Annotated in this window: 21 protein-coding genes; 8 read left to right on the top strand and 13 right to left on the bottom strand. The window is 43.0% G+C overall.

Annotation, left to right across the window (positions count from 1 at the left end):
• Nucleotides 1–25: 25 nt before the first annotated feature.
• Nucleotides 26–2,539: an endopeptidase La gene (lon, locus tag JMX18_RS06325; RefSeq protein WP_227674579.1), complete on the bottom strand. Its 2,514-nt coding sequence runs from the start codon at nucleotides 2,537–2,539 to the stop codon at nucleotides 26–28.
• 533 nt (nucleotides 2,540–3,072) lie between these two features.
• Here lon and JMX18_RS06320 point away from each other — a divergent pair.
• Nucleotides 3,073–4,434: a Na+/H+ antiporter family protein gene (locus tag JMX18_RS06320; protein ID WP_201585852.1), complete on the top strand. Its 1,362-nt coding sequence runs from the start codon at nucleotides 3,073–3,075 to the stop codon at nucleotides 4,432–4,434.
• A 95-nt stretch (nucleotides 4,435–4,529) separates the two neighbouring features.
• On the opposite strand, the gene JMX18_RS06315 is transcribed toward JMX18_RS06320, so the two are convergent.
• The 4 genes from JMX18_RS06315 to JMX18_RS06300 all read right to left on the bottom strand — a co-directional run bounded on the left by JMX18_RS06315 (nucleotide 4,530) and on the right by JMX18_RS06300 (nucleotide 6,189).
• Nucleotides 4,530–4,934 carry a type II toxin-antitoxin system HicB family antitoxin gene (locus JMX18_RS06315; protein ID WP_201585850.1) on the bottom strand — a complete coding sequence of 135 codons (405 nt, stop codon included), beginning with the start codon at nucleotides 4,932–4,934 and terminating at the stop codon, nucleotides 4,530–4,532.
• A 107-nt stretch (nucleotides 4,935–5,041) separates the two neighbouring features.
• A complete protein-coding gene (locus tag JMX18_RS06310; protein WP_201585848.1) occupies nucleotides 5,042–5,227 on the bottom strand; it encodes a type II toxin-antitoxin system HicA family toxin in 186 nt (61 codons plus the stop codon).
• A gap of 105 nt (nucleotides 5,228–5,332) precedes the next feature.
• Nucleotides 5,333–5,572 (bottom strand): hypothetical protein, encoded by a 240-nt coding sequence (locus tag JMX18_RS06305; protein ID WP_201585846.1) that lies wholly within the window; start codon nucleotides 5,570–5,572, stop codon nucleotides 5,333–5,335.
• Nucleotides 5,572–6,189, bottom strand: a complete 618-nt coding sequence (locus tag JMX18_RS06300; protein WP_201585844.1) for a 5-formyltetrahydrofolate cyclo-ligase — start codon at nucleotides 6,187–6,189, stop codon at nucleotides 5,572–5,574. Before JMX18_RS06300 ends, JMX18_RS06305 begins: the two co-directional genes overlap by 1 nt.
• 193 nt (nucleotides 6,190–6,382) lie before the next feature.
• On the opposite strand from JMX18_RS06300, the gene fumC reads away from it, so the two are divergent.
• Nucleotides 6,383–7,771, top strand: coding sequence for a class II fumarate hydratase (fumC, locus tag JMX18_RS06295; protein ID WP_201585835.1), 1,389 nt, complete (start codon nucleotides 6,383–6,385; stop codon nucleotides 7,769–7,771).
• 122 nt (nucleotides 7,772–7,893) lie between these two features.
• Here fumC and JMX18_RS06290 read toward each other — a convergent pair whose 3' ends face one another.
• The 3 genes from JMX18_RS06290 to JMX18_RS06280 all read right to left on the bottom strand — a co-directional run bounded on the left by JMX18_RS06290 (nucleotide 7,894) and on the right by JMX18_RS06280 (nucleotide 9,818).
• Complete coding sequence (locus JMX18_RS06290; RefSeq protein WP_201585828.1) at nucleotides 7,894–8,046, bottom strand: hypothetical protein; 153 nt, start codon at nucleotides 8,044–8,046, stop codon at nucleotides 7,894–7,896.
• 238 nt (nucleotides 8,047–8,284) lie between these two features.
• Nucleotides 8,285–9,205, bottom strand: coding sequence for a hypothetical protein (locus JMX18_RS06285; protein ID WP_201585826.1), 921 nt, complete (start codon nucleotides 9,203–9,205; stop codon nucleotides 8,285–8,287).
• A 58-nt stretch (nucleotides 9,206–9,263) separates the two neighbouring features.
• On the bottom strand, nucleotides 9,264–9,818 hold the full coding sequence (locus JMX18_RS06280; protein WP_201585824.1) for a hypothetical protein: 555 nt from the start codon (nucleotides 9,816–9,818) through the stop codon (nucleotides 9,264–9,266).
• 325 nt (nucleotides 9,819–10,143) lie between these two features.
• Here JMX18_RS06280 and JMX18_RS06275 point away from each other — a divergent pair, with 325 nt between their 5' ends.
• Both JMX18_RS06275 and JMX18_RS06270 read left to right on the top strand, forming a co-directional pair.
• Nucleotides 10,144–10,359 carry a type II toxin-antitoxin system RelE/ParE family toxin gene (locus JMX18_RS06275; protein WP_201588249.1) on the top strand — a complete coding sequence of 72 codons (216 nt, stop codon included), beginning with the start codon at nucleotides 10,144–10,146 and terminating at the stop codon, nucleotides 10,357–10,359.
• A gap of 34 nt (nucleotides 10,360–10,393) precedes the next feature.
• A complete protein-coding gene (locus JMX18_RS06270; RefSeq protein ID WP_201585822.1) occupies nucleotides 10,394–10,693 on the top strand; it encodes a HigA family addiction module antitoxin in 300 nt (99 codons plus the stop codon).
• Nucleotides 10,694–10,782: 89 nt separating this feature from the next.
• On the opposite strand, the gene JMX18_RS06265 is transcribed toward JMX18_RS06270, so the two are convergent.
• The 5 genes from JMX18_RS06265 to JMX18_RS06245 form a co-directional block, all read right to left on the bottom strand.
• Nucleotides 10,783–11,211: an Hsp20/alpha crystallin family protein gene (locus JMX18_RS06265; RefSeq protein WP_201585820.1), complete on the bottom strand. Its 429-nt coding sequence runs from the start codon at nucleotides 11,209–11,211 to the stop codon at nucleotides 10,783–10,785.
• A 164-nt stretch (nucleotides 11,212–11,375) separates the two neighbouring features.
• Entirely contained in the window at nucleotides 11,376–12,185 is an 810-nt protein-coding gene (locus JMX18_RS06260) for a MipA/OmpV family protein (protein ID WP_201585818.1), read from the bottom strand.
• Between the two features lie 91 nt (nucleotides 12,186–12,276).
• The gene (locus JMX18_RS06255; RefSeq protein ID WP_201585816.1) at nucleotides 12,277–13,173 is read right to left on the bottom strand and encodes a rhomboid family intramembrane serine protease; all 897 of its coding nucleotides are present in this window, start codon (nucleotides 13,171–13,173) and stop codon (nucleotides 12,277–12,279) included.
• 182 nt (nucleotides 13,174–13,355) lie between these two features.
• Nucleotides 13,356–14,567, bottom strand: coding sequence for an alpha-hydroxy acid oxidase (locus JMX18_RS06250; RefSeq protein WP_201585814.1), 1,212 nt, complete (start codon nucleotides 14,565–14,567; stop codon nucleotides 13,356–13,358).
• A gap of 45 nt (nucleotides 14,568–14,612) precedes the next feature.
• Nucleotides 14,613–14,978 carry a glutaredoxin family protein gene (locus JMX18_RS06245; protein ID WP_227674578.1) on the bottom strand — a complete coding sequence of 122 codons (366 nt, stop codon included), beginning with the start codon at nucleotides 14,976–14,978 and terminating at the stop codon, nucleotides 14,613–14,615.
• A gap of 189 nt (nucleotides 14,979–15,167) precedes the next feature.
• Between JMX18_RS06245 and mtgA the strand changes: the two genes are divergently transcribed.
• The 4 genes from mtgA to JMX18_RS06225 all read left to right on the top strand — a co-directional run bounded on the left by mtgA (nucleotide 15,168) and on the right by JMX18_RS06225 (nucleotide 18,999).
• Nucleotides 15,168–15,854, top strand: coding sequence for a monofunctional biosynthetic peptidoglycan transglycosylase (gene mtgA / locus JMX18_RS06240; RefSeq protein ID WP_201585812.1), 687 nt, complete (start codon nucleotides 15,168–15,170; stop codon nucleotides 15,852–15,854).
• 105 nt (nucleotides 15,855–15,959) lie between these two features.
• On the top strand, nucleotides 15,960–18,170 hold the full coding sequence (gene ppk1, locus JMX18_RS06235; RefSeq protein WP_227674577.1) for a polyphosphate kinase 1: 2,211 nt from the start codon (nucleotides 15,960–15,962) through the stop codon (nucleotides 18,168–18,170).
• Between the two features lie 255 nt (nucleotides 18,171–18,425).
• Nucleotides 18,426–18,614 (top strand): hypothetical protein, encoded by a 189-nt coding sequence (locus tag JMX18_RS06230; protein WP_201585810.1) that lies wholly within the window; start codon nucleotides 18,426–18,428, stop codon nucleotides 18,612–18,614.
• 124 nt (nucleotides 18,615–18,738) lie between these two features.
• On the top strand, nucleotides 18,739–18,999 hold the full coding sequence (locus JMX18_RS06225; RefSeq protein WP_201585808.1) for a hypothetical protein: 261 nt from the start codon (nucleotides 18,739–18,741) through the stop codon (nucleotides 18,997–18,999).
• The last annotated feature ends 103 nt before the right edge of the window (nucleotides 19,000–19,102 follow it).

Genomic DNA, 19,102 nt, shown 5'->3' with positions numbered 1-19,102 from the left:
ATACTGTTATTTATAACCAATCAGCTTAGTTATGTAGTGCTTTTCCAGCAGTTTTATCAACCGTGACCTTGGCAGGCTTGAGGGGTGTCGGCATACTGACTAACGCCACTTTTAGCACCTCATCAATGGTTGATACCGGCTGAATAGTCAGACCTTCTTTGACATTATCCGGGATATCCGCCAAGTCGCGCTCATTATCCGCAGGGATCAAGACGTGCTTGATACCGCCGCGATGGGCTGCGAGTAGCTTCTCTTTTAGACCACCGATACGTAGGATTTTACCACGCAGGGTAATCTCACCAGTCATCGCAATATCTGGACGAATAGCAATACCGGTCAGCGCCGATACCAGTGCAGTGGTGAGCGCACCACCCGCAGAAGGCCCGTCTTTAGGAGTTGCGCCCTCTGGCATGTGCACGTGGACGTCGGTGGTTTTGACCGTTTCATAGTCAATACCTAAGCTATCGCCGCGAGCACGTACCACGCTCATGGCAGCCCGAATGGACTCTTTCATTACATCACCCAAGGAGCCCGTAAAGCTAAGCTCGCCTTTACCTTTCATAGCGACGGCTTCGATAGTCAGCAGCTCACCACCAACTTGCGTCCAAGCAAGGCCAGTCACCCGGCCAATCTCAGGCTCTTCTTCAGCTAGACCATAGTCATACTGATGGACACCTAGATAGTCGTCGATATTTTTATCATCGACCACTACCAGTTCACGCTCAGCCTTTTTCGGAGCACGGGCACCATGCGACTCAACCGAACCGCGAACCACTTTACGGCAGATTTTATTGACTTCACGTTCAAGGTTACGCACACCCGCTTCACGAGTATAGTTACGTACGATGCTATGCAATGCCGCTTCTACAATCTCAATCTCGCCGTCTTTTAGACCATTTTGCTTAATCGCTTTTGGCACTAGATATTTCTGGGCGATATTGACCTTTTCTTCTTCGGTATAACCTGGCAGACGAATAACTTCCATGCGATCAAGTAGCGCTGGCGGGATATCCATACTGTTTGCGGTACAGATAAACATCACTTGCGATAGATCCAAGTCCATATCTAAATAATGGTCATTAAACGTATCGTTCTGTGAGGGATCTAGCACTTCAAGTAACGCTGATGCTGGATCGCCGCGGAAATCTTGCGCCATCTTATCAATCTCATCTAATAAGAATAGCGGGTTCTTGACTTCAACCTTCGCCAGAGACTGGACGATTTTGCCCGGCATTGCACCGATATAAGTGCGGCGATGCCCACGAATCTCAGCTTCATCACGCACGCCGCCAAGCGCCATACGTACATATTTACGACCGGTGGCGCGGGCAATCGACTCACCCAACGAGGTTTTACCGACACCCGGAGGGCCGACTAAGCACAGGATAGGTCCGCGTAGTTTTTTCACTCGCGACTGTACCGCTAAATATTCTAAGATGCGATCTTTGACGTCTTTTAGACCGTAATGATCTTCATCAAGCACAGTTTTGGCTTTATCTAGATTGATAGAGACCTTAGTCGTCGCATTCCACGGCGTATCCAATATCCATTCAATATAGTTACGCACGACAGATGATTCACTAGAAGCAGGCGGCATCATCTTGAGCTTTTTAAGCTCCTGATCCGCTTTTTTGCGTACATCCTCCGGTAGATCAGCATCCTCTAGACGCTGCTCAAGCTCACTAACATCATCTTCACCGTCGAACGCCCCGTCATTCATATCAGAAAGCTCGTTCTTAATGGCTTTCATCTTCTCATTCAAGAAGTATTCGCGCTGATTGTCTTCCATTTGCTGACGAACCGCATCTTGAATTTCTTGCTCGATATTTTGCTCAGCACTTTGCTTGACTAAGTATTCAGTCAAAGTGTTGATATGGGCTTTGATATCATCATTTTCTAGAAATGATTGCTTAACATCAAGCTCCATAGATACGCGAGTAGAAATGAAGTACACCAGCTCTAATAAGTCATCGATACGCTTAGCCACCCGGGTCAACTCACGAGCATTACGCAGACGGGCATCCGCATAATCCTCAAATAGACCGGTTAGGGCTTTGATAGTGTTCTTTTGCTGACTGTCATCCATCTCGACTTCAATATCAGCACGCTCAAAGGTCGCCATCAACACTTCTTGATGATCTTCTAAGGTGTCGACACGGGCACGGTATTGACCTTCGATAAGAACCTTGATGCAGTTCTCATCGCTATCATGCGGCATGGTGCTAACGATACGACAAACCGTACCATATTGATAAAGGTTATCTTGATCAATATCTTCGGTTAGCGAATCTTTTTGTGCCACAACCAGCACCTTATCGCCGTATTCCGCTTGTGCCAGCTCAACGGCTTTCACCGAAGGCGCACGACCAACGAATAGGGCAATCTGCATGTGCGGATAGACCACGACATCTCTTAAGGCTAACAGCGGTAGATAATTCTCCGGTGTTTGCTCCTGAATATTATCGGGCTCGTTATCATCAGAGATAGCAGCTGAAACATCGATATCGATGTTGTCTTTGTCAATGTTATGTTCACTCATATATTTTTTCCTCGTTAACTAGCTCTGTAAGTCTAGTTTGTGGTTCATGTCTAGATAAATGGTGCCCTTGGCGAAAATTGCAAGGCTTGGCATTTAAGCCGTCGTAAAATAGTGCTTACCTATTTAAATGACGCCCATTTTAGAGCGCTTAGGTTCTATACATAGGTTCTATATATAGATTCTATGCATAGGTTTTATAGATAAAATCAGGTAAACTTACGCCCGTCTTATAGTTAGCTCAAAATAAGATCACTACGCTAATAGGCGCACCGTATCGGTTTTAAAGTGAATGAGTTATAAACAGAGCTTGTGATCAAAAGTGATGGCTTTTGGCAAATATAGTTAATCTCAAATAAAACTGACATATTTAGCCACGTGCTGCTGGTATTCATTTTACTTGCGTGCTGTGTCTACGCTGACAGAGGCTGCGCAAAACAAATACCAGCAGCACTGAGTTGTAACACTTTTAAAGTGACTCAGCATTATCAATATCAATTAAATGTAAATAGACGACAAAGTAAGGGTAAAGGGCTATGACCATAAACGCAGTATTACTAGCGGTAGTCATCATGCTTGGGCTATCACTGGCGCGGGTACATGTGGTGCTCAGTTTGCTTATTGGCGCGCTGGCAGGCGGTCTTATCGCAGGTTTGGGCGTCACTGCGACCTTAGAGGCCTTTCAAGAAGGTATCCAAAACGGCGCTGGTATTGCGCTCTCTTATGCCTTGCTTGGCGCTTTTGCGGTAGCTATTGCGCATTCAGGACTGCCGCAATCTTTGGCAGGCGCGGTTATCAAACGTATCGATGCTGGCGGCACCAGCGGCATGATTAAGTATACGCTGTTTGCTGGTCTGGTGATGATGAGCTGCTTTAGCCAAAACTTGATCCCCATTCATATCGCCTTTATCCCGCTATTGGTGCCGCCATTGCTCTTAGCCTTTAACCGCATGCAGATTGATAGACGCTTAATTGCCTGTTTGCTAACTTTTGGTTTGGTGACCACTTATATGTTTATCCCGTATGGCTTTGGAGATATTTATCTTAACCAAATCATGCTGAAAAACGTCGGCGAGGCGGGTATCGATATCACTGATATCTCAGTTACCAAAGCCATGGCGATTCCAGCACTGGGCATGTTTGTCGGTTTGCTCACAGCTATATTCATAAGTTATCGCAAGCCGCGGCAGTATCAGCAATTGGCTATCAATAAAGAAGAGCGTGATGCCATTGTAGAAGGCAACGATTTAAGTAAAAAGGCCGCCAGTGCGCAATCTCAAAGTAAAATGAAAACCCTAGTGGCTCTCGCTGCGATTGTGACCGCTTTTGTGGTCCAGCTCTATACCGATTCGCTGTTGCTCGGTTCGATGTTTGGTTTTGCGGTATTTATGGCGACAGGCGTGGTCAAGTGGCGGGATGCCGATACGGTGTTTAACGATGGTATCAAGCTGATGGCAATGATTGGCTTTATCATGATTACTGCGCAAGGCTTTGCCGAAGTTATGAAAGCGACGGGGGAGATTGCACCGCTCATTGATGGCGCAACCAATTTATTCGCTGGCAATAAAGCCGTGGCTGCGCTAGTGATGTTAGCGATTGGTCTGGTGGTCACCATGGGTATCGGTTCGTCATTCTCGACCATTCCGATTGTGGCGGCGATTTATGTGCCACTATGTATGTCACTAGGGTTCTCGCCACTAGCGACCGTTGCCATTATCGGTACAGCAGGAGCGCTGGGTGATGCCGGCTCGCCAGCGTCCGATTCGACTTTGGGGCCAACATCGGGTCTTAACGTTGATGGGCAGCACGACCATATCAGAGACAGCGTTGTGCCAACATTTCTACACTATAATATTCCGCTATTGATATTTGGTTGGATTGCAGCGATGGTGTTGTAACAAGATAAATTTGATCAAGAATATGAGCCAAAAAAGCTACCTTTAAGGTAGCTTTTATATTTCTAAACTGGCAATAAAAAACATCGATAATCTGATTATACCAATACTTTTTGTACCGCTTTTGCCAAAAATCCTGAACGAGTCTCATGGTTTGCTTCGGCATAATGGTCAACTCGCTTGAGCAAATACTCTGGCCAACTGACGTTAAAGCGTACCTGCTTAGTTGAGAATTTAGTATCATCAATACTGACGATAGCCCAAACCAAAGTATCTTTGAAATCTGGATTGGTTTTCAATGACTCTATCTCACTGGTATGAAAGTCAAAACTCATACCTTTATCGAGCATATATTCTATATGGTCATAAATTAGCGACTCAGCTTCTTGAATAGTATCATCGATGGTATCTCCTAAAGGGAAGCAGCCATCGATATCAGGTACGATAGCCGCATAGTTGTCCATGCCTTCGTCTTTGAATATAGCGATGGGATAATTTAACATATAACCCCCTATGAATATGATTTTAATAATAAGTTTAGAGTTTAAATCTATTAGTTGAAAGTCTCGTAGGGTGCGCCCCGCGCACCAAGAGCTAAAAATTGTTCTATCTAGAGCTTCAAACCGGAAATGCGTCTTGCTTGAGCCAATTGATGTCGAGACACATCTTTTTCAGGATGGCTAATTGAGATGATACTATCAATACCTTCTTTTCTTAGAATATGATGACTGCCTTTAATCCTATCAATTATCCAACCATCCTCTTGCAGCAACTTAATCAGCTTACTACTTTTCATAGGTACCTCGAATTTCTGCTAATTAAGTGTGTGTATTATTACACACTGTATAGATCATATCAATAAAATAGTGTGTAAAGGTGTGTATGATTGTTGCATAAAGAACTATTCATCAAAATCCTCAATCTCACCCGATAAACCACTTAAAAACTCATCACTTTGCATAAGCAACTCATTCAAACGTGCTTCATTAATCACGCTTGCCAGCTCCTCCGCACTAAAAGGCTGCTCCTGACTATAATAACGCTGCTCAACAGCGTCATTATCTGCCAATCGTTCTAAATGCTCTGCAACATTATCCGCACTAGATTTTTTTCCATCAGACTTTTTATTATTATTTTTCATCAAAACCACCTTATACCGCTTGGGGTCATCAACCCATCTAAGGGCACATCCCAAGGTTGTCGCTGTAATTGTTTGACCACTTGAAAGTCATAACACCAACCAATCCTCAAAGGCTTCTTTGCACCGGAGCGATAGCTTCTACCAAGGGTCGCATCATAAAAGCCGCCGCCCATGCCCATTCGATTGCCCTCATTATCGACCGCTACCAATGGACAGATCACTAAATCCAACTCTTCTGCCCATAGCAATTTTCGATTATAACTTTGTTTCATACCCAAACGGTGAATGAGGGTAGGTACATTGATTAACTTGTCATGATAAATCGGCACAAAGCGCAGACATTTATTATCACGTCCAAGCGAGCCCACCACAGGTAGATACGCTTGATAGCCCGAGCGCTGGCACCAATCGAGTAATGGCTGAGTCGGTAGCTCACCAAAGCCATCATAATATAAAGCGATGCGTGCCTGTGTTGGCAAGCGTTGTTGCAGTTTAACCAAATGTAGACTCGCTAAACGTGCCAGCTGTCTGCGCTCACCATCGGTTAGCTGACGACGCTGGCGAGTAAATTGACGTCGGGGCGGATTGATAGAGGATATTATTTGAGCTTTTGACATCTGTATCCCTTGTAGATATGCAGAAATTTATGATAAGTCATGCTATCATAATTGCGCTAACTTTCTTTAGACAGAAGTTAGGTAGACGTTTTAAGCAAATTATAAGCTCAACTATTCATTTAACACCTTTAGTATCAAAAGTATCAAAACAAATTCTAATCCGTGAAATCTATAATCATAAGCAGGAGATGTTATGTCAACTCGTACCGAAAAAGACACCATGGGCAACGTAGAAGTGCCCTCTGACGCCTATTGGGGCGCACAAACTCAGCGTAGTCGTGAGAACTTTAAGATTGGTGGTGAGACTTTGCCGCGCCCGATGATTGAAGCTATGGCGCTAGTCAAAAAAGCTGCTGCGATCACCAATGCCAGCCTCGAGCGTATAGAAGATGACAAGCGCGATTTAATTATTCAAGCGGCGGACGAAGTCATCAATGGCGGTCTTACCGATCAGTTCCCGCTCGTCGTTTGGCAAACCGGTTCTGGTACGCAGTCAAACATGAATATGAACGAAGTACTGGCTAATCGTGCCAACGAAATTGCAGGAAACGAGCGCGGTAGCTATAAGCCGATTCATCCTAACGACCATGTCAATCACGCCCAGTCAACTAACGATAGCTTCCCAACCGCTATCCGTGTCGCCGCTGCTCGTCAAATCAATAGCTTATTGATCCCAGCGGTAAAAGCGCTACGGGATACGCTGGATAAAAAAGCCAAAGAATTCGATAGCATCGTCAAAATTGGTCGTACCCATTTGCAAGACGCCACGCCTTTGACTCTAGGTCAAGAATTTAGCGGTTATGTTAGCCAGCTTGACCACTCATTGACTCGCATTGACAATGCGCTGCAAGGCTTGTATGAGTTGCCACTAGGGGGTACTGCTGTCGGTACCGGTCTGAACGCTCACCCTGATTACGCAGTAAAAGCGGCTGAGCAATTGGCGGAATTAACGGGCTTGCCGTTTGTCACCTCACCCAATAAGTTTGAAGCGCTAGCAGCACGTGATGCCGAAGTATTTGCTTCAGGCGCACTAAAAACGCTAGCAGGTAGCCTCAATAAAATTGCTAATGACGTACGCTGGTTAGCATCAGGCCCTCGCTGTGGTCTGGGCGAGCTTACCATTCCAGAGAATGAGCCAGGCTCGTCAATTATGCCGGGCAAAGTGAACCCAACCCAGTCAGAAGCGATGACTATGGTCGTTGCGCAAGTGATGGGTAATGACACTACTATCAGTATGGCGGGCGCATCGGGTAACTTTGAGCTTAATGTTTATAAGCCGGTTATCGCCTTTAACTTATTGCAGTCTATCCAGCTATTAGGCGATTCGTGCAACAGCTTCAACGATAATTGCGCCGTCGGTATCGAGCCGGTTAAAGAGAAGATTGATGATTTCTTGCACAACTCATTGATGCTAGTGACCGCTTTAAACCGTCATGTTGGCTATGAGAATGCAGCGAAGATTGCTAAGACGGCTTATAAAGAAGATAAGACTCTTAAGCAAGTGGCAGTAGAGCTGGATCTAATGACCGAAGCTCAGTTCGATGAGTGGGTCACGCCTGCAGATATGGTACATCCTAAATAAATCTTTTAAGGTAGTTAGTAGGGTTGGTTAGCTTAAGCGTAACCCGCCGAAGTCATTTGACCGAAAAAGACCTTGTCATGTTATGTGGCAAGGTTTTTTTGTGCTTTATGAAATCTTTGGAGCTATTCCCGCTTTTTGCTGCTATCTTGGCTAGCAAGGCGACAGGCGCTAGTAGCAAAGGTCGTTCCTGACCTAGCGATAACGCCCCTTGCTAAGCGCCTGTAACGCCATGCTGCACCAAGGATATCCGCTGCAATCAGGGCTAGCGGTTGCATCTCGTTTTTACATATAATTATCGTAGTTTGGGCTTTAATATCTAACAAAGTTTGAAAATATTTAATTTGTAGGTTGGCGTGGAACTTGTGACACCCAACAACATTATCTATATTTTCAAGTTATTATATAATTAAAACTCCCAAAACCAGTAAAAAGCTGAGACAGCGTTATCATTGATTGATATTTGTTAACAGGCTATAAAAAAATAGAGTTTTTTGATTTTGTAGGGGTTAAGTGTTAGACAATCGTATTATGTATAATGATTTTTTCAGGCACATAGTCTCGTTTTTCCTTATCATATTTTTTAACAAGAGTTATATTGGCTTTAATCTTCTTGCCCGCGTTATGTAAGGTAAATGGATCCAACTCGTCTCCTAACTCAAACTTAACCCGCTTTTCAAATAGCTCAGGCGCGATACCGGCCCAACCACGACTGCTACTGTCTTGATCACTAGCATAAACATACAAGTCAATATTGCTATAATTGTCTTCTTTCCGTTCAGGCGGATCAAAATTAGTCACAGTTGGAGCGTTTTTTACCACTTCGCTAGGTATAGTAAGCGTCTCATTATCACCCAGCGAAATTGTAGCACTCTCGTCTTTAGCAGGTTGCACAAACTCCACTGCACTGGTAGCTACTTTTTTATTCATGTTAGCTACTACGATACTTTCAATCTGCTCACCAGTGATCCCTGCATCTTGTGCTACACTTACGATATTAACTGTGTTGTATGTATTTACAGGCTGTACTTCATCATCACTAAGCAAAGCAGAGCCTGCTACAATACCAGCACCAATAAAAGCTCCTGTACCTAACATTACAAGGCTGTTCACTTTTCCACCATCCTGAAGAATATCATTGAACACCTCTTCTAGTTTTTGTAAGTTGTCGTCACCAATGGCACGAGTTAAGCAGGTAACTTTGAGCCATTCATAAAGACTGCCAGCTTCAATATCTTGAACATAAACATCAGTACTGACTATTTTAATATCAGGGTAAGCTGCTTCTAAAACTAGCACACCTTTTTGTATTAGGTATTCTAAGCTAGATAGGCTTTTGATGACGTCTTTGACACTTGGGGGACTCTCAGTATTATAAGTAACTTTAAAATCTGCTTCTATTATTCTTTCATTAGCCGCCAATGGGATTGCTTGCATTTACTTCTCCGATGTTAAAAATTAGAAGTTTTTTATTTCATAAAGAATTAAAGTTTATTTACTTCACTACTAGCGGTAGAGGGTCTATCTGCATTTGCCATACAAACCATACCCAAATACAAATGACAATTAAAAAGCAAATTAAACTAAAAGGTTTGCATAACTCCGCAAATCGTAGTCTGTCAGAACTTACGACATTATTGTATTTATTTTTACCTTCTAGCAGTAAGTAGTAGCGTTGGATTTGCAATTTACGAACCAAGTCCTTCGCATGTCTTACGTCGGTATAAAGATAAATAGCACCGAGCACAATTCCTAAAGCATTTACTGATATAGCGATTTTAAGCAAAATTAATTGATCAGCTTGCAAAAAAGATATTTTAGGTATCTGAGTAACAATCACAGAAAACACACCTGCTGCTATTGCGACAAGCCACTTTAACCACTCATAATCTTTTTCTTTTAGTAAGCTATTACGTTCAGCCATACTTCTTTCAAGATCATCAAGATGAGGCTTTAACTGCAGATAATGATTATAGAACTCTGGACTCATTTCATAGTCTATGATGTGGTTAAAACGCTTTTCCAAAGCCTTTAATTCTTGCTTACTCACGATAATGGACCGCCTGATCTGTGTTAGATTTAAAAGTACACTTTGCTATAGTTAGACTTGTCATCTTGTTAATAGTACCAAAATTGCACAGCTTTTTTACTAAGTGTTTGCTTGTAATCTATATGAGCATATGGTGAGTACGTCCGATGCAATAGAACCTCATCTTATTACATATGCCTAAAATCGTCAGTATTAAAAACGGTGCTTATTAAATTTCAGTACTTATAATGTATTTTAGAAGTGTACACATAATAGAGGCTCTAGAATAGCAAAAGAAGAAAGTCAATTAATCCAGTTCAAGGCTGAGCACAAAGTTTAGCTTTTCATATCAACTATTAAAAACGTTGTAGAGCGTAAATTATTGCTATTAGATAACGCAACTATGCTTGAAGATTTAAAAGCACCGCCTGGTAATCGCTTGGAAGCCTTGCATGGTGATAGAGAAGGTGAACATAGTATCCGCATCAATGCGCAATGGCGATTGTGCTTTGTTTGGACGGAGCAAGGTGTTACAGATGTAGAAATTGTAGATTATCACTGATTAAAAATAAGTTACGAGACAAAGAGAAAAAACTATGACTAAAAACGGTATGCGTCCCATTCATCCCGGTGAGGTATTACGAGAAGATTTTCTTGAGCCGCTCGATATGAGTGCCAATGCATTGGCGATAAAGCTTGCTGTCACCCCTGCGCGTATTAACGAGATTATACGCGAGAGGCGCGGTATTACGGCAGATACTGCACTACGTTTAGCCAAATATTTTGGTGGTAGCGCCCAGTTTTGGTTAAGTCTGCAATCCACTTATGAGTTGCGTTTGGTTGAGACGAATGACCTTGATTTTTTAGATGATATTGAGTCTATTGAGTATATCTAAATCAAACAGATGACATAAAAAAAGGGCACATGAATTAATCATGTGCCCTTATAATTTCACTCAATTTTTATCAAAGCTTCTTTGTTTTTTTATTTAATCTCAAGCTTTTTGCGCTCTGAACTGGTCTCTTTTGGTAGGACTAGTTTTAGTATACCGTTTTCATAAGACGCATCTGCCGCATCGACCTTAATCTTAGAAGGCAACTGGAAGCTACGTGATACTGAGCCAAAGTAGCGCTCGCTACGTAGTACTTTATCGCCATCTTTCTGCTCATCTTTTTGTGCAATTTCAGCGCTGATAGAGACAATATCGCCAGTGATAGATAGATCGATATCTTCTTTGGCAACGCCCGGTATTTCGGCATTAACATGGAACGCGTCATCTTTTTCACTAACATCAATCTTGATTTGACTCGCATTAGGCAATGCTTCACCATGTAGAGGGCGCATCAAAAAGCTGGGTGCCATCTCATCAAAGAAGTTATCAAATATTGAGTTACGGGTAACTAGTTTACTCATAATATGCTCCTTAAAATGAATTGTTAGTTGTTTATCTTACCTACTATATATATAAAGGCTGTCTATAGAATTTCAAGGGTGATGTAGCTTAACCATACGCTCATATCAAAAAAGCCAAGCAAAATGCTCAGCTTTCTATATCAAAACTTTAAACTCTTAAAATCCTAAAACTTATAAAGCAGACCAATGGTTGTCCGCGATTCAGTACGCGAGTCTACCATGGGGCTATCGTATTGCTCGTCCGATAGATAGCTTAAGCTTTGATTGGCAAATCCTGCCCAGCGCTCATTGATATCGTAGTTGGCACTAATATTAATGTAGGGATTAAAGCTTGAGCTCGGTGAGTAGGTATTGACGCCGGTGCGTGCAGATTCGGCGGCACTTACTCCATAATAATAATCGTTGTAGTCTTTATTATTCCACTCAACGCCGATACTTGGATAGACGGTCAACTTGTCTTTATTAATTCTTGCAAGATAGGTCAAGCGCCCAAAGGTGCCATCGTTACGACCCAATACGTCAGTAGCGATTTGCCCGCGAAAGCCGCCAATAGGCGTACGGCGCAGATAAGTAACGCCAGCAGCGGCTGACCATTTACGCTCATCCAAACCTTGTAGGGCACCATTAGCATCATCAGGATCGAACTGGGTCCCAGCCAGCTGCGCATAAGCAGACAGCTGATTAGTGCCGTCATTGATCAAGTAAGCGCCAGCTTGTGCACCGCGGGCATAGATTTTATTGTTGTCATAAAATACGCCCGGCAGCACGCGTACTTCGGTACTGTCATCCATATCATAGCCTGAACGTACAATCATAACATTAGCGCCGACACTCAACTCAGCATCTTGGTCAGCAGGCAGGTTTTTGAAAGGAGCGGCATAGGTTATACTCGCAGTACCGAGCAGCGCTGTGGTGGTAAGGGTAGTCAATAAAACACGGGTAGAGGTTGGAGATAGCGCGGATAATTTATACATAATTATTTCTCATGTGCGAGTAGGAATAGGGGCTCTAACATTCAGTTATTATCTAATAGTTTATATAGTTATAGTAAGTAAATGCTAGTTTTTATTCAACAGTACTTAATATTTGTAGTATCTGATTGTGAATATCTTGCCACCACCAAACAAAGCCTATAGCGATAAGTAGCATCACTAGCCATGGGAGTAATGACCATAGTAGGGTAGGTTTAGAAGTTTTAGTAGGAGTCACATCAATAGGACGGCTATTAATAGTAGAGTTTACAGGGATATCAGCGTTAGTATGGTTATAAACCTCATTATTTAGTGAATAATTACCATAATGGGTAGAATAAATAGTACGGTCTTGTTGTATAGCTGCCATACGCTGACGATAAGCAATAGCGAAACCTAAAGCAATGATTAAGCCTGTCACCGCACCGCCAATATGTCCTGCGTTATCAATCCCCGGCACTGCAAAACCATAAACGAGGTTGATACCCATGATGAAGACCAAACTGCGCAGGTTCAGCACCATACCATTAACCGATATCTTAAATAATGCGGCGATCAATAGCGCCGCCCCAATACCCATAATACCGCCAGAGGCACCAGCAGAGAGCCCCGGTTGTCCAGTGCCGTCCAAAATACCTTGCCAAGTGACGTAATTATTCAGTAAGTTACCGCCGATGACCGCCAGCAAAAACAGCGCCAAAAATTTAGCGGAACCAAACATTGGCTCGGCTATTTGACCAAAGAAATACATGGCAAAACCATTAAATAATAAATGCATCAAGCCAATATGCAAAAACCCACTGCTCACCAGTCGCCAAGGCTCGTCAGTCATGGTTAAAGGCAAGGCATTAGCGCCCCAATTGAGCAAAGCCTCAGTCGATGGGCTGTTGATGTCTACACCTGTCAAGAATTGTATGATAAACAGTCCAATAAAACTGATCAATAATAAGGTAGTCACAGGTGCTGTTTTTAAAAGCTGATTAATGGTCATAAATCCGCATATCGGTAAAGATTATAAGTAAAGTATAAGGGCTATTGGTCCTATAAACAAAGCTACTGACGAATAATTCAATATATAAAGCCTTCAGCCACAAATTAATATCGATTAATTAGGCACAGCGGACACTTTTAGCCCTAAATGCTAATGAATGCTTACGAAGATGGAATGCAGAGTTACCAGCGCATCGGTGCCACATAAGGTAGAGCAGATTTGAGCTGCTCATAAGTGCCTTTGACCAAGATATCTTTGGTCACCTGACTGATATCGGTATGTCCGCAAAACGCCATACTGATATCGCACTCGTTATAGATCATCTCAAGCGCGCGGCGCACGCCATCCTCGCCATAAGCCCCCAAACCATAGAGAAACGCACGTCCAATCATGGTGCCATTGGCACCCAGCGCCATCGCCTTGAGCACATCTTGACCTGAGCGAATACCGCTATCGAGCCAAATCTCAATTTGACTGTTTTCCGCTCGTACCGCTTGCACGATATCGCTAAGCGCAGCGATAGAGGAGGGCGCACCATCTAATTGACGACCACCATGGTTGGAGACCACCAGCGCATCAGCGCCGCTACGAGCAGCAAGTATTGCGTCTTCAGGCTCCATAATGCCTTTGATAATCAGCTTGCCGCCCCACTGGTCTTTGATACGAGCGACATCATCCCAGCTTAAACGGGGATCGAATTGCTCTGCCGTCCATGCCGACAGCGACGAGATATCTTCAACATTTTTGGCATGACCAACGATATTACCGAAGGTGCGGCGGCGAGTTTGGAGCATGTTTAGGCACCATTCAGGCTTAGTCATTAGATTTAAAATATTAGTCAGAGTCGGTTTTGGCGGGGCAGATAGACCATTTTTGATATCTTTATGACGCTGCCCTAATACTTGCAAGTCAGCAGTTAGAATCAGAGCCGAACAATTGGCGTCTTTAGCCCTTTGAATCAAATTGGCCATAAACTCCTGATCCCGCATGACATAGAGCTGAAACCAAAAAGGTGCACTGGTGTGCTCAGCGATGTCCTCGATTGAGCAAATACTCATCGTCGATAAAGAGAAGGGTACGCCAAACTTTTCAGCCGCTCGCGCCGCATGAATCTCACCATCTGCCCACATCATACCGGTGAACCCAGTCGGTGCAATGGCGACCGGCATCGACGATTCAGTCCCTACCATTTGGGTAGCAAGCGAACGCCCTTCCATATTGACCAGCACCCGTTGACGCAGCTTAATACGGTCAAAGTCAGTCTCGTTATTGCGATAAGTGGTTTGAGTCCATGAGCCTGAATCAACATAATCGTAAAACATCCGTGGTACTTTGCGCTCAGCCACACGGCGTAAGTCTTCGATCTCAGTGATTTTACTTAGATCTTTTTTCATAGTTTTTCTCGCCGATAAAGGGGCTTTTTTTATTTTATAATAGGTTTAGCTGCTTTCATCTAGTAATTGCTGTAAATCCATCACTGAAAACGGATAATTCAAACGCTTATTCTCAGTTAATATCACCGGAATAGTGGTCGCAAACGCCATCATTAGAGTTTCATCAAAATCGGCAATATCAACGTGCTGATAAGTGATAGGCTGGACCGCTTGGAAGCGTTTCATTAGCGCTTCAGCCTGCTCACATAAATGACAATTAGAGGTACCCAGTAGCCACCATTCCTGTTTCTTATTGGATTCAGATAAGCTGGGCATAGCCTTAATAATCGCCGCTCTTAGCGCCTTCGCGGAAGACTGGGTGCCGGGTTTTGCATAATTATGATTGCTGTGAGCACTTATATTTATATTCATATACACACTTTTGAGTTAAAGTTTTAAGGCTACTGATTTATTGCTATATGATAAAGAAATCGTACCAATAATGACAGCGATTGTCGGATTAGGTAAGATAGCCTACTTGCATATCTTATACCTATTCCTAATCTTTATTTATGACACTTATGTTTTAGTCGCTTTTTTAACCATTCGGACACCTTACGCATGACAAGTTTTGGCAAATTTATGAAACGGCTGCTATTGGCATTAATGCTCTTAGTGGTCGCTTTTCATGTATTAGTAGCAGGGCTGCTATTGATATGGAAAACTCAGCCGATTAACAATAGTATGTTTATGCTCACTCATCGCTTAACGGGCGGCAGCGTTACCCAAAATTGGGTGGAGTATGACGCTATTGCCAAGTCCGCCAAACAAGCAGCTATTGCCAGTGAAGATTCAAAATTTAGTCATCATAATGGCTTTGATCTTGAAGGTATTGAGGTAGCGATGAAAAAGAACGAAGCTTCAGGTAAAGCTTCGGTTGGGGGCTCAACGATTACTCAGCAACTAGCGAAGAATTTATTTTTGACTTCGCATCGCTCTTATATTCGTAAAGGTGAAGAAGCGATTATTACCGTTATGCTTGAGACGTTTTGGGATAAACAGCGAATTCTGACTGCTTATTTGAATGTGGCCGAGTTTGGTAACGGTATTTATGGTATTGAAGCTGCCTCTCAGCATTATTTTAATAAGTCAGCGGCCAATATCAACCGTGACGAGTCAGCATTACTAATCAGCATGCTGACCAATCCTAAATATTACCAAGATCATCAAAGTGATAGACGTCTGCGTAATAAGCAGCGCATCGTCAAAAAGCGGATGAATAATGCCGTATTGCCGCAAGCAACATAAATGGTAGTGAGGTGTTGATTAGTAGTAAGATTTTGAGTAGCAGTTATGCTTAAATGAAGTAAATAGTGACCAATAACGACTAATAACAAGGATGGAGGGCGCAATATGGCAAATGTAAATAAGCAGCAAACTGATAAAGCTGATAGCGACAGTGTCAATAAAAACAGTATCAATCACGAAAGAGCAGATGACAATTCTCTGACCCAAATCGATTGGCAGCGTTCTGAGGACGGAAGCTATTCACCGAGCAGTTATATCAATCGTGATTTGTCCTTATTACAGTTTCATTTGCGCGTATTGGCGCAGGCAGCCAGTCCACGCCACCCTTTGCTTGAGCGCCTATTTTTCTTAATTATTTTCTCTTCCAATATGGATGAGTTTTTTGAGATTCGTGTTGCTGGTATTATGCAAAAGCTCAACCTTGGTAACGTCGCCACCAGCCCGCACGGTATGCGTCCTAGTGAGGTTTTAAACGAAATATCAGCAGTGGCTCACGACGCTATTGATGAGCAGTATCGCATTCTTAATGAAGATGTTTTACCAGCCTTAGCAGAGCAAGATATTCGCTATCTAAAACGTGATGAGCTCAATGCGGAGCAGTCGGCATGGATGAAGCGTTATTTTACTGAACAGGTCTCACCAGTGCTTACGCCTATCAGTATCGATCCGGCGCATCCATTCCCGCGCTTGGTCAATAAAAGCCTGAATTTTATCGCTACTATAGAAGGCAAGGACGCTTTTGGTCGTGATATTAATTTAGCGATTGTCCCCGCGCCGCGTAGCTTGCCACGGGTGATACGTCTGCCGGATGAGCTTACCGACGGCAAAGAACATCATATTATGCTTTCAGCCGTGATCCATGAACATGTGGGCGAGCTATTTCCTGGTATGAATGTAACCGGTTGCCATCAGTTTAGATTAACCCGTAACGCAGATTTGGACTTGGCTGATGATGTCGATGATATTGCTAAAGCATTAGAAGGCGAGCTTGAGAACCGCCGTTTTGGTGACAAAGTACGCTTGGAGGTCACCACCGATTGTCCGACAGCTATTAGTGATTATTTGCTTAATGAGTTTGAACTTCATGATAACCAATTATACCGAGTCAATGGGCCGGTCAATCTGACCCGGTTATTATTTGATTTTAATATTCCAGAGCTACGCTATCAGCCATTCACTCATATCATGCCCAAGCCATTTCGGCGTGAGTTTGATAAACTCGATCGCTCCACCAGCATGTTTGGCGCCATGCGTAAAGGCGACGTGCTAGTGCACCATCCTTTTCATGCATTTGCGCCTGTTATTAATTTGCTATGGCAAGCTGCTACTGACCCTAAAGTGTTGGCTATCAAGCAAACGCTATACCGCTCAGGCACCAATTCTGAGATAGTGCAAGCACTTGCCGCCGCTGCCCGTAATGGCAAGGAAGTTACCGCTGTTATTGAGCTACGTGCACGTTTTGATGAAGCGTCGAACATCGCTGTCGCCAACTACTTACAAGAGGCTGGCGCAGTGGTAGTTTATGGCATTGTCGGTTATAAGACCCATGCCAAGCTTATGCTTATTGTCCGCCGTGAAGACAATTATATCCGTCGTTACGTGCATTTAGGCACCGGTAATTATCATGCTGCCAACGCTAAAGTCTATACCGATTATGGTCTATTTACCGCTGATCCTGATATCTCAGAGGACGTGCACAAAATCTTCCAAGAGCTTACCGGTATGGGCAAACCAGCTAATCTGAAAAAACTACTCCATGCGCCCTTTACCTTGCATGATAAATTGATGAGCTTTATTGACGATGAAATAGCTCATGCTAAAGCAGGCAAGCGTGCGCACATTATTGTCAAAGTCAATGCGCTAACGGAGCGCCGCTTGATTGATAAGCTCTATGATGCTTCGCAAGCTGGGGTCAAAATTGAGCTGATTTTACGCTCTATTTGTTGCCTACGTCCCCAAGTAAAAGGGCTGTCTGAGAATATCACTGTGCGCTCGATCGTTGGTCGCTTTTTGGAGCACACACGAGTTTATTACTTCCATAATAATGGCAATGAGCGCCTGTATTGTGGTAGTGCCGACTGGATGGATCGCAACTTATTCCACCGTGTTGAAGTAGCGTTTCCTATCGAGGACAAAAAGCTATTCAAACAGATTTATCAAGATGGTCTGCAAAACTATTTACAGGATAATGTACAAGCTTGGGTGTTAAATGGTGATGGCGTTTGGCAACAAGTTCAGCGTGCTGTAGACGAGCCTATACACATTGCTCAAGACTATTTGCTCAAGACTATTAATCATGTAAGCGAATCAACTTAAATGCTATCAAATTTGCACCGATTCTATCTGAGCACTGGTTACAAACTGCCTTTTAAGCTCACAATTATTCACATATTGATACGGCAGTGCACTGGCGTATAGGTAAATTTCTTATCTATACTTAAGTCAAGTTAAACCAGTTAGATGGAACATTGAGATTGAAATGGTTATAGCTGCTATAGGCGTTTCAATCGATCAGTATGTGCCGTTTATGCTATAGCTATACCAAAATATAAATAAGATAGGAGATAGGTAATGACTACTGATAATAATCACACTGATAAATCGGATGTAAGAGAAGCGGCTGAAAAGGCTAATGTCGAGCAAATTGAAAAGAATTTGAATGGTAACTTGAAGGATGAAAAGGCAACGAATGAGCCAGAAAACTTGACTGAAGAGCAAGAAACTTCCTTTATAAACCAACAAGTACGTACTGATAAGTAAGAGTTTATAAGTAAGGTTAAAAGCATCATTTATCAAGTTTTTCTCCTTATTATGTATACCAACTATCATAAAGCCTTACTACTATAAACAAACTACTATAACCAATGCATGCGAGGGATATGCCATGACCAATAATAATAAAGTGGTTAATAATGATCCTACTGAAGAAAAAGTAGTGGTTAATGACCCAGCTTCAACAAAACCAGAAAACCCAAGAGACAGTTATGAAGGGCGCAAATACGACCCAGAGATAGACGGTCCTATACAAGACTCCCAAGAGACTGATGAAGTGTATTCTGACCCGAGAAAAGAAGAAGATTTACCTGCTGGTGGTAAGAATGTCGGAGATTTAACGGCTGATAACTTGGGCCGAGATGACTTATAATTTAGCTCAAAATGCTTAGCTCTGTAACCTTACTTTAATTACAACAATAATAAGCAGCCACCATTTGCTGAGAAGTTGATTAGCTTTGCATTTAATGGTCTTT

The sequence above is a fragment of the Psychrobacter jeotgali genome (assembly GCF_904846315.1).
Classification (GTDB): Bacteria; Pseudomonadota; Gammaproteobacteria; order Pseudomonadales; family Moraxellaceae; genus Psychrobacter; species Psychrobacter jeotgali.
Note: the sequence above shows the minus strand (reverse complement) of the source record. Positions and strands in the feature narration are given on the sequence as shown.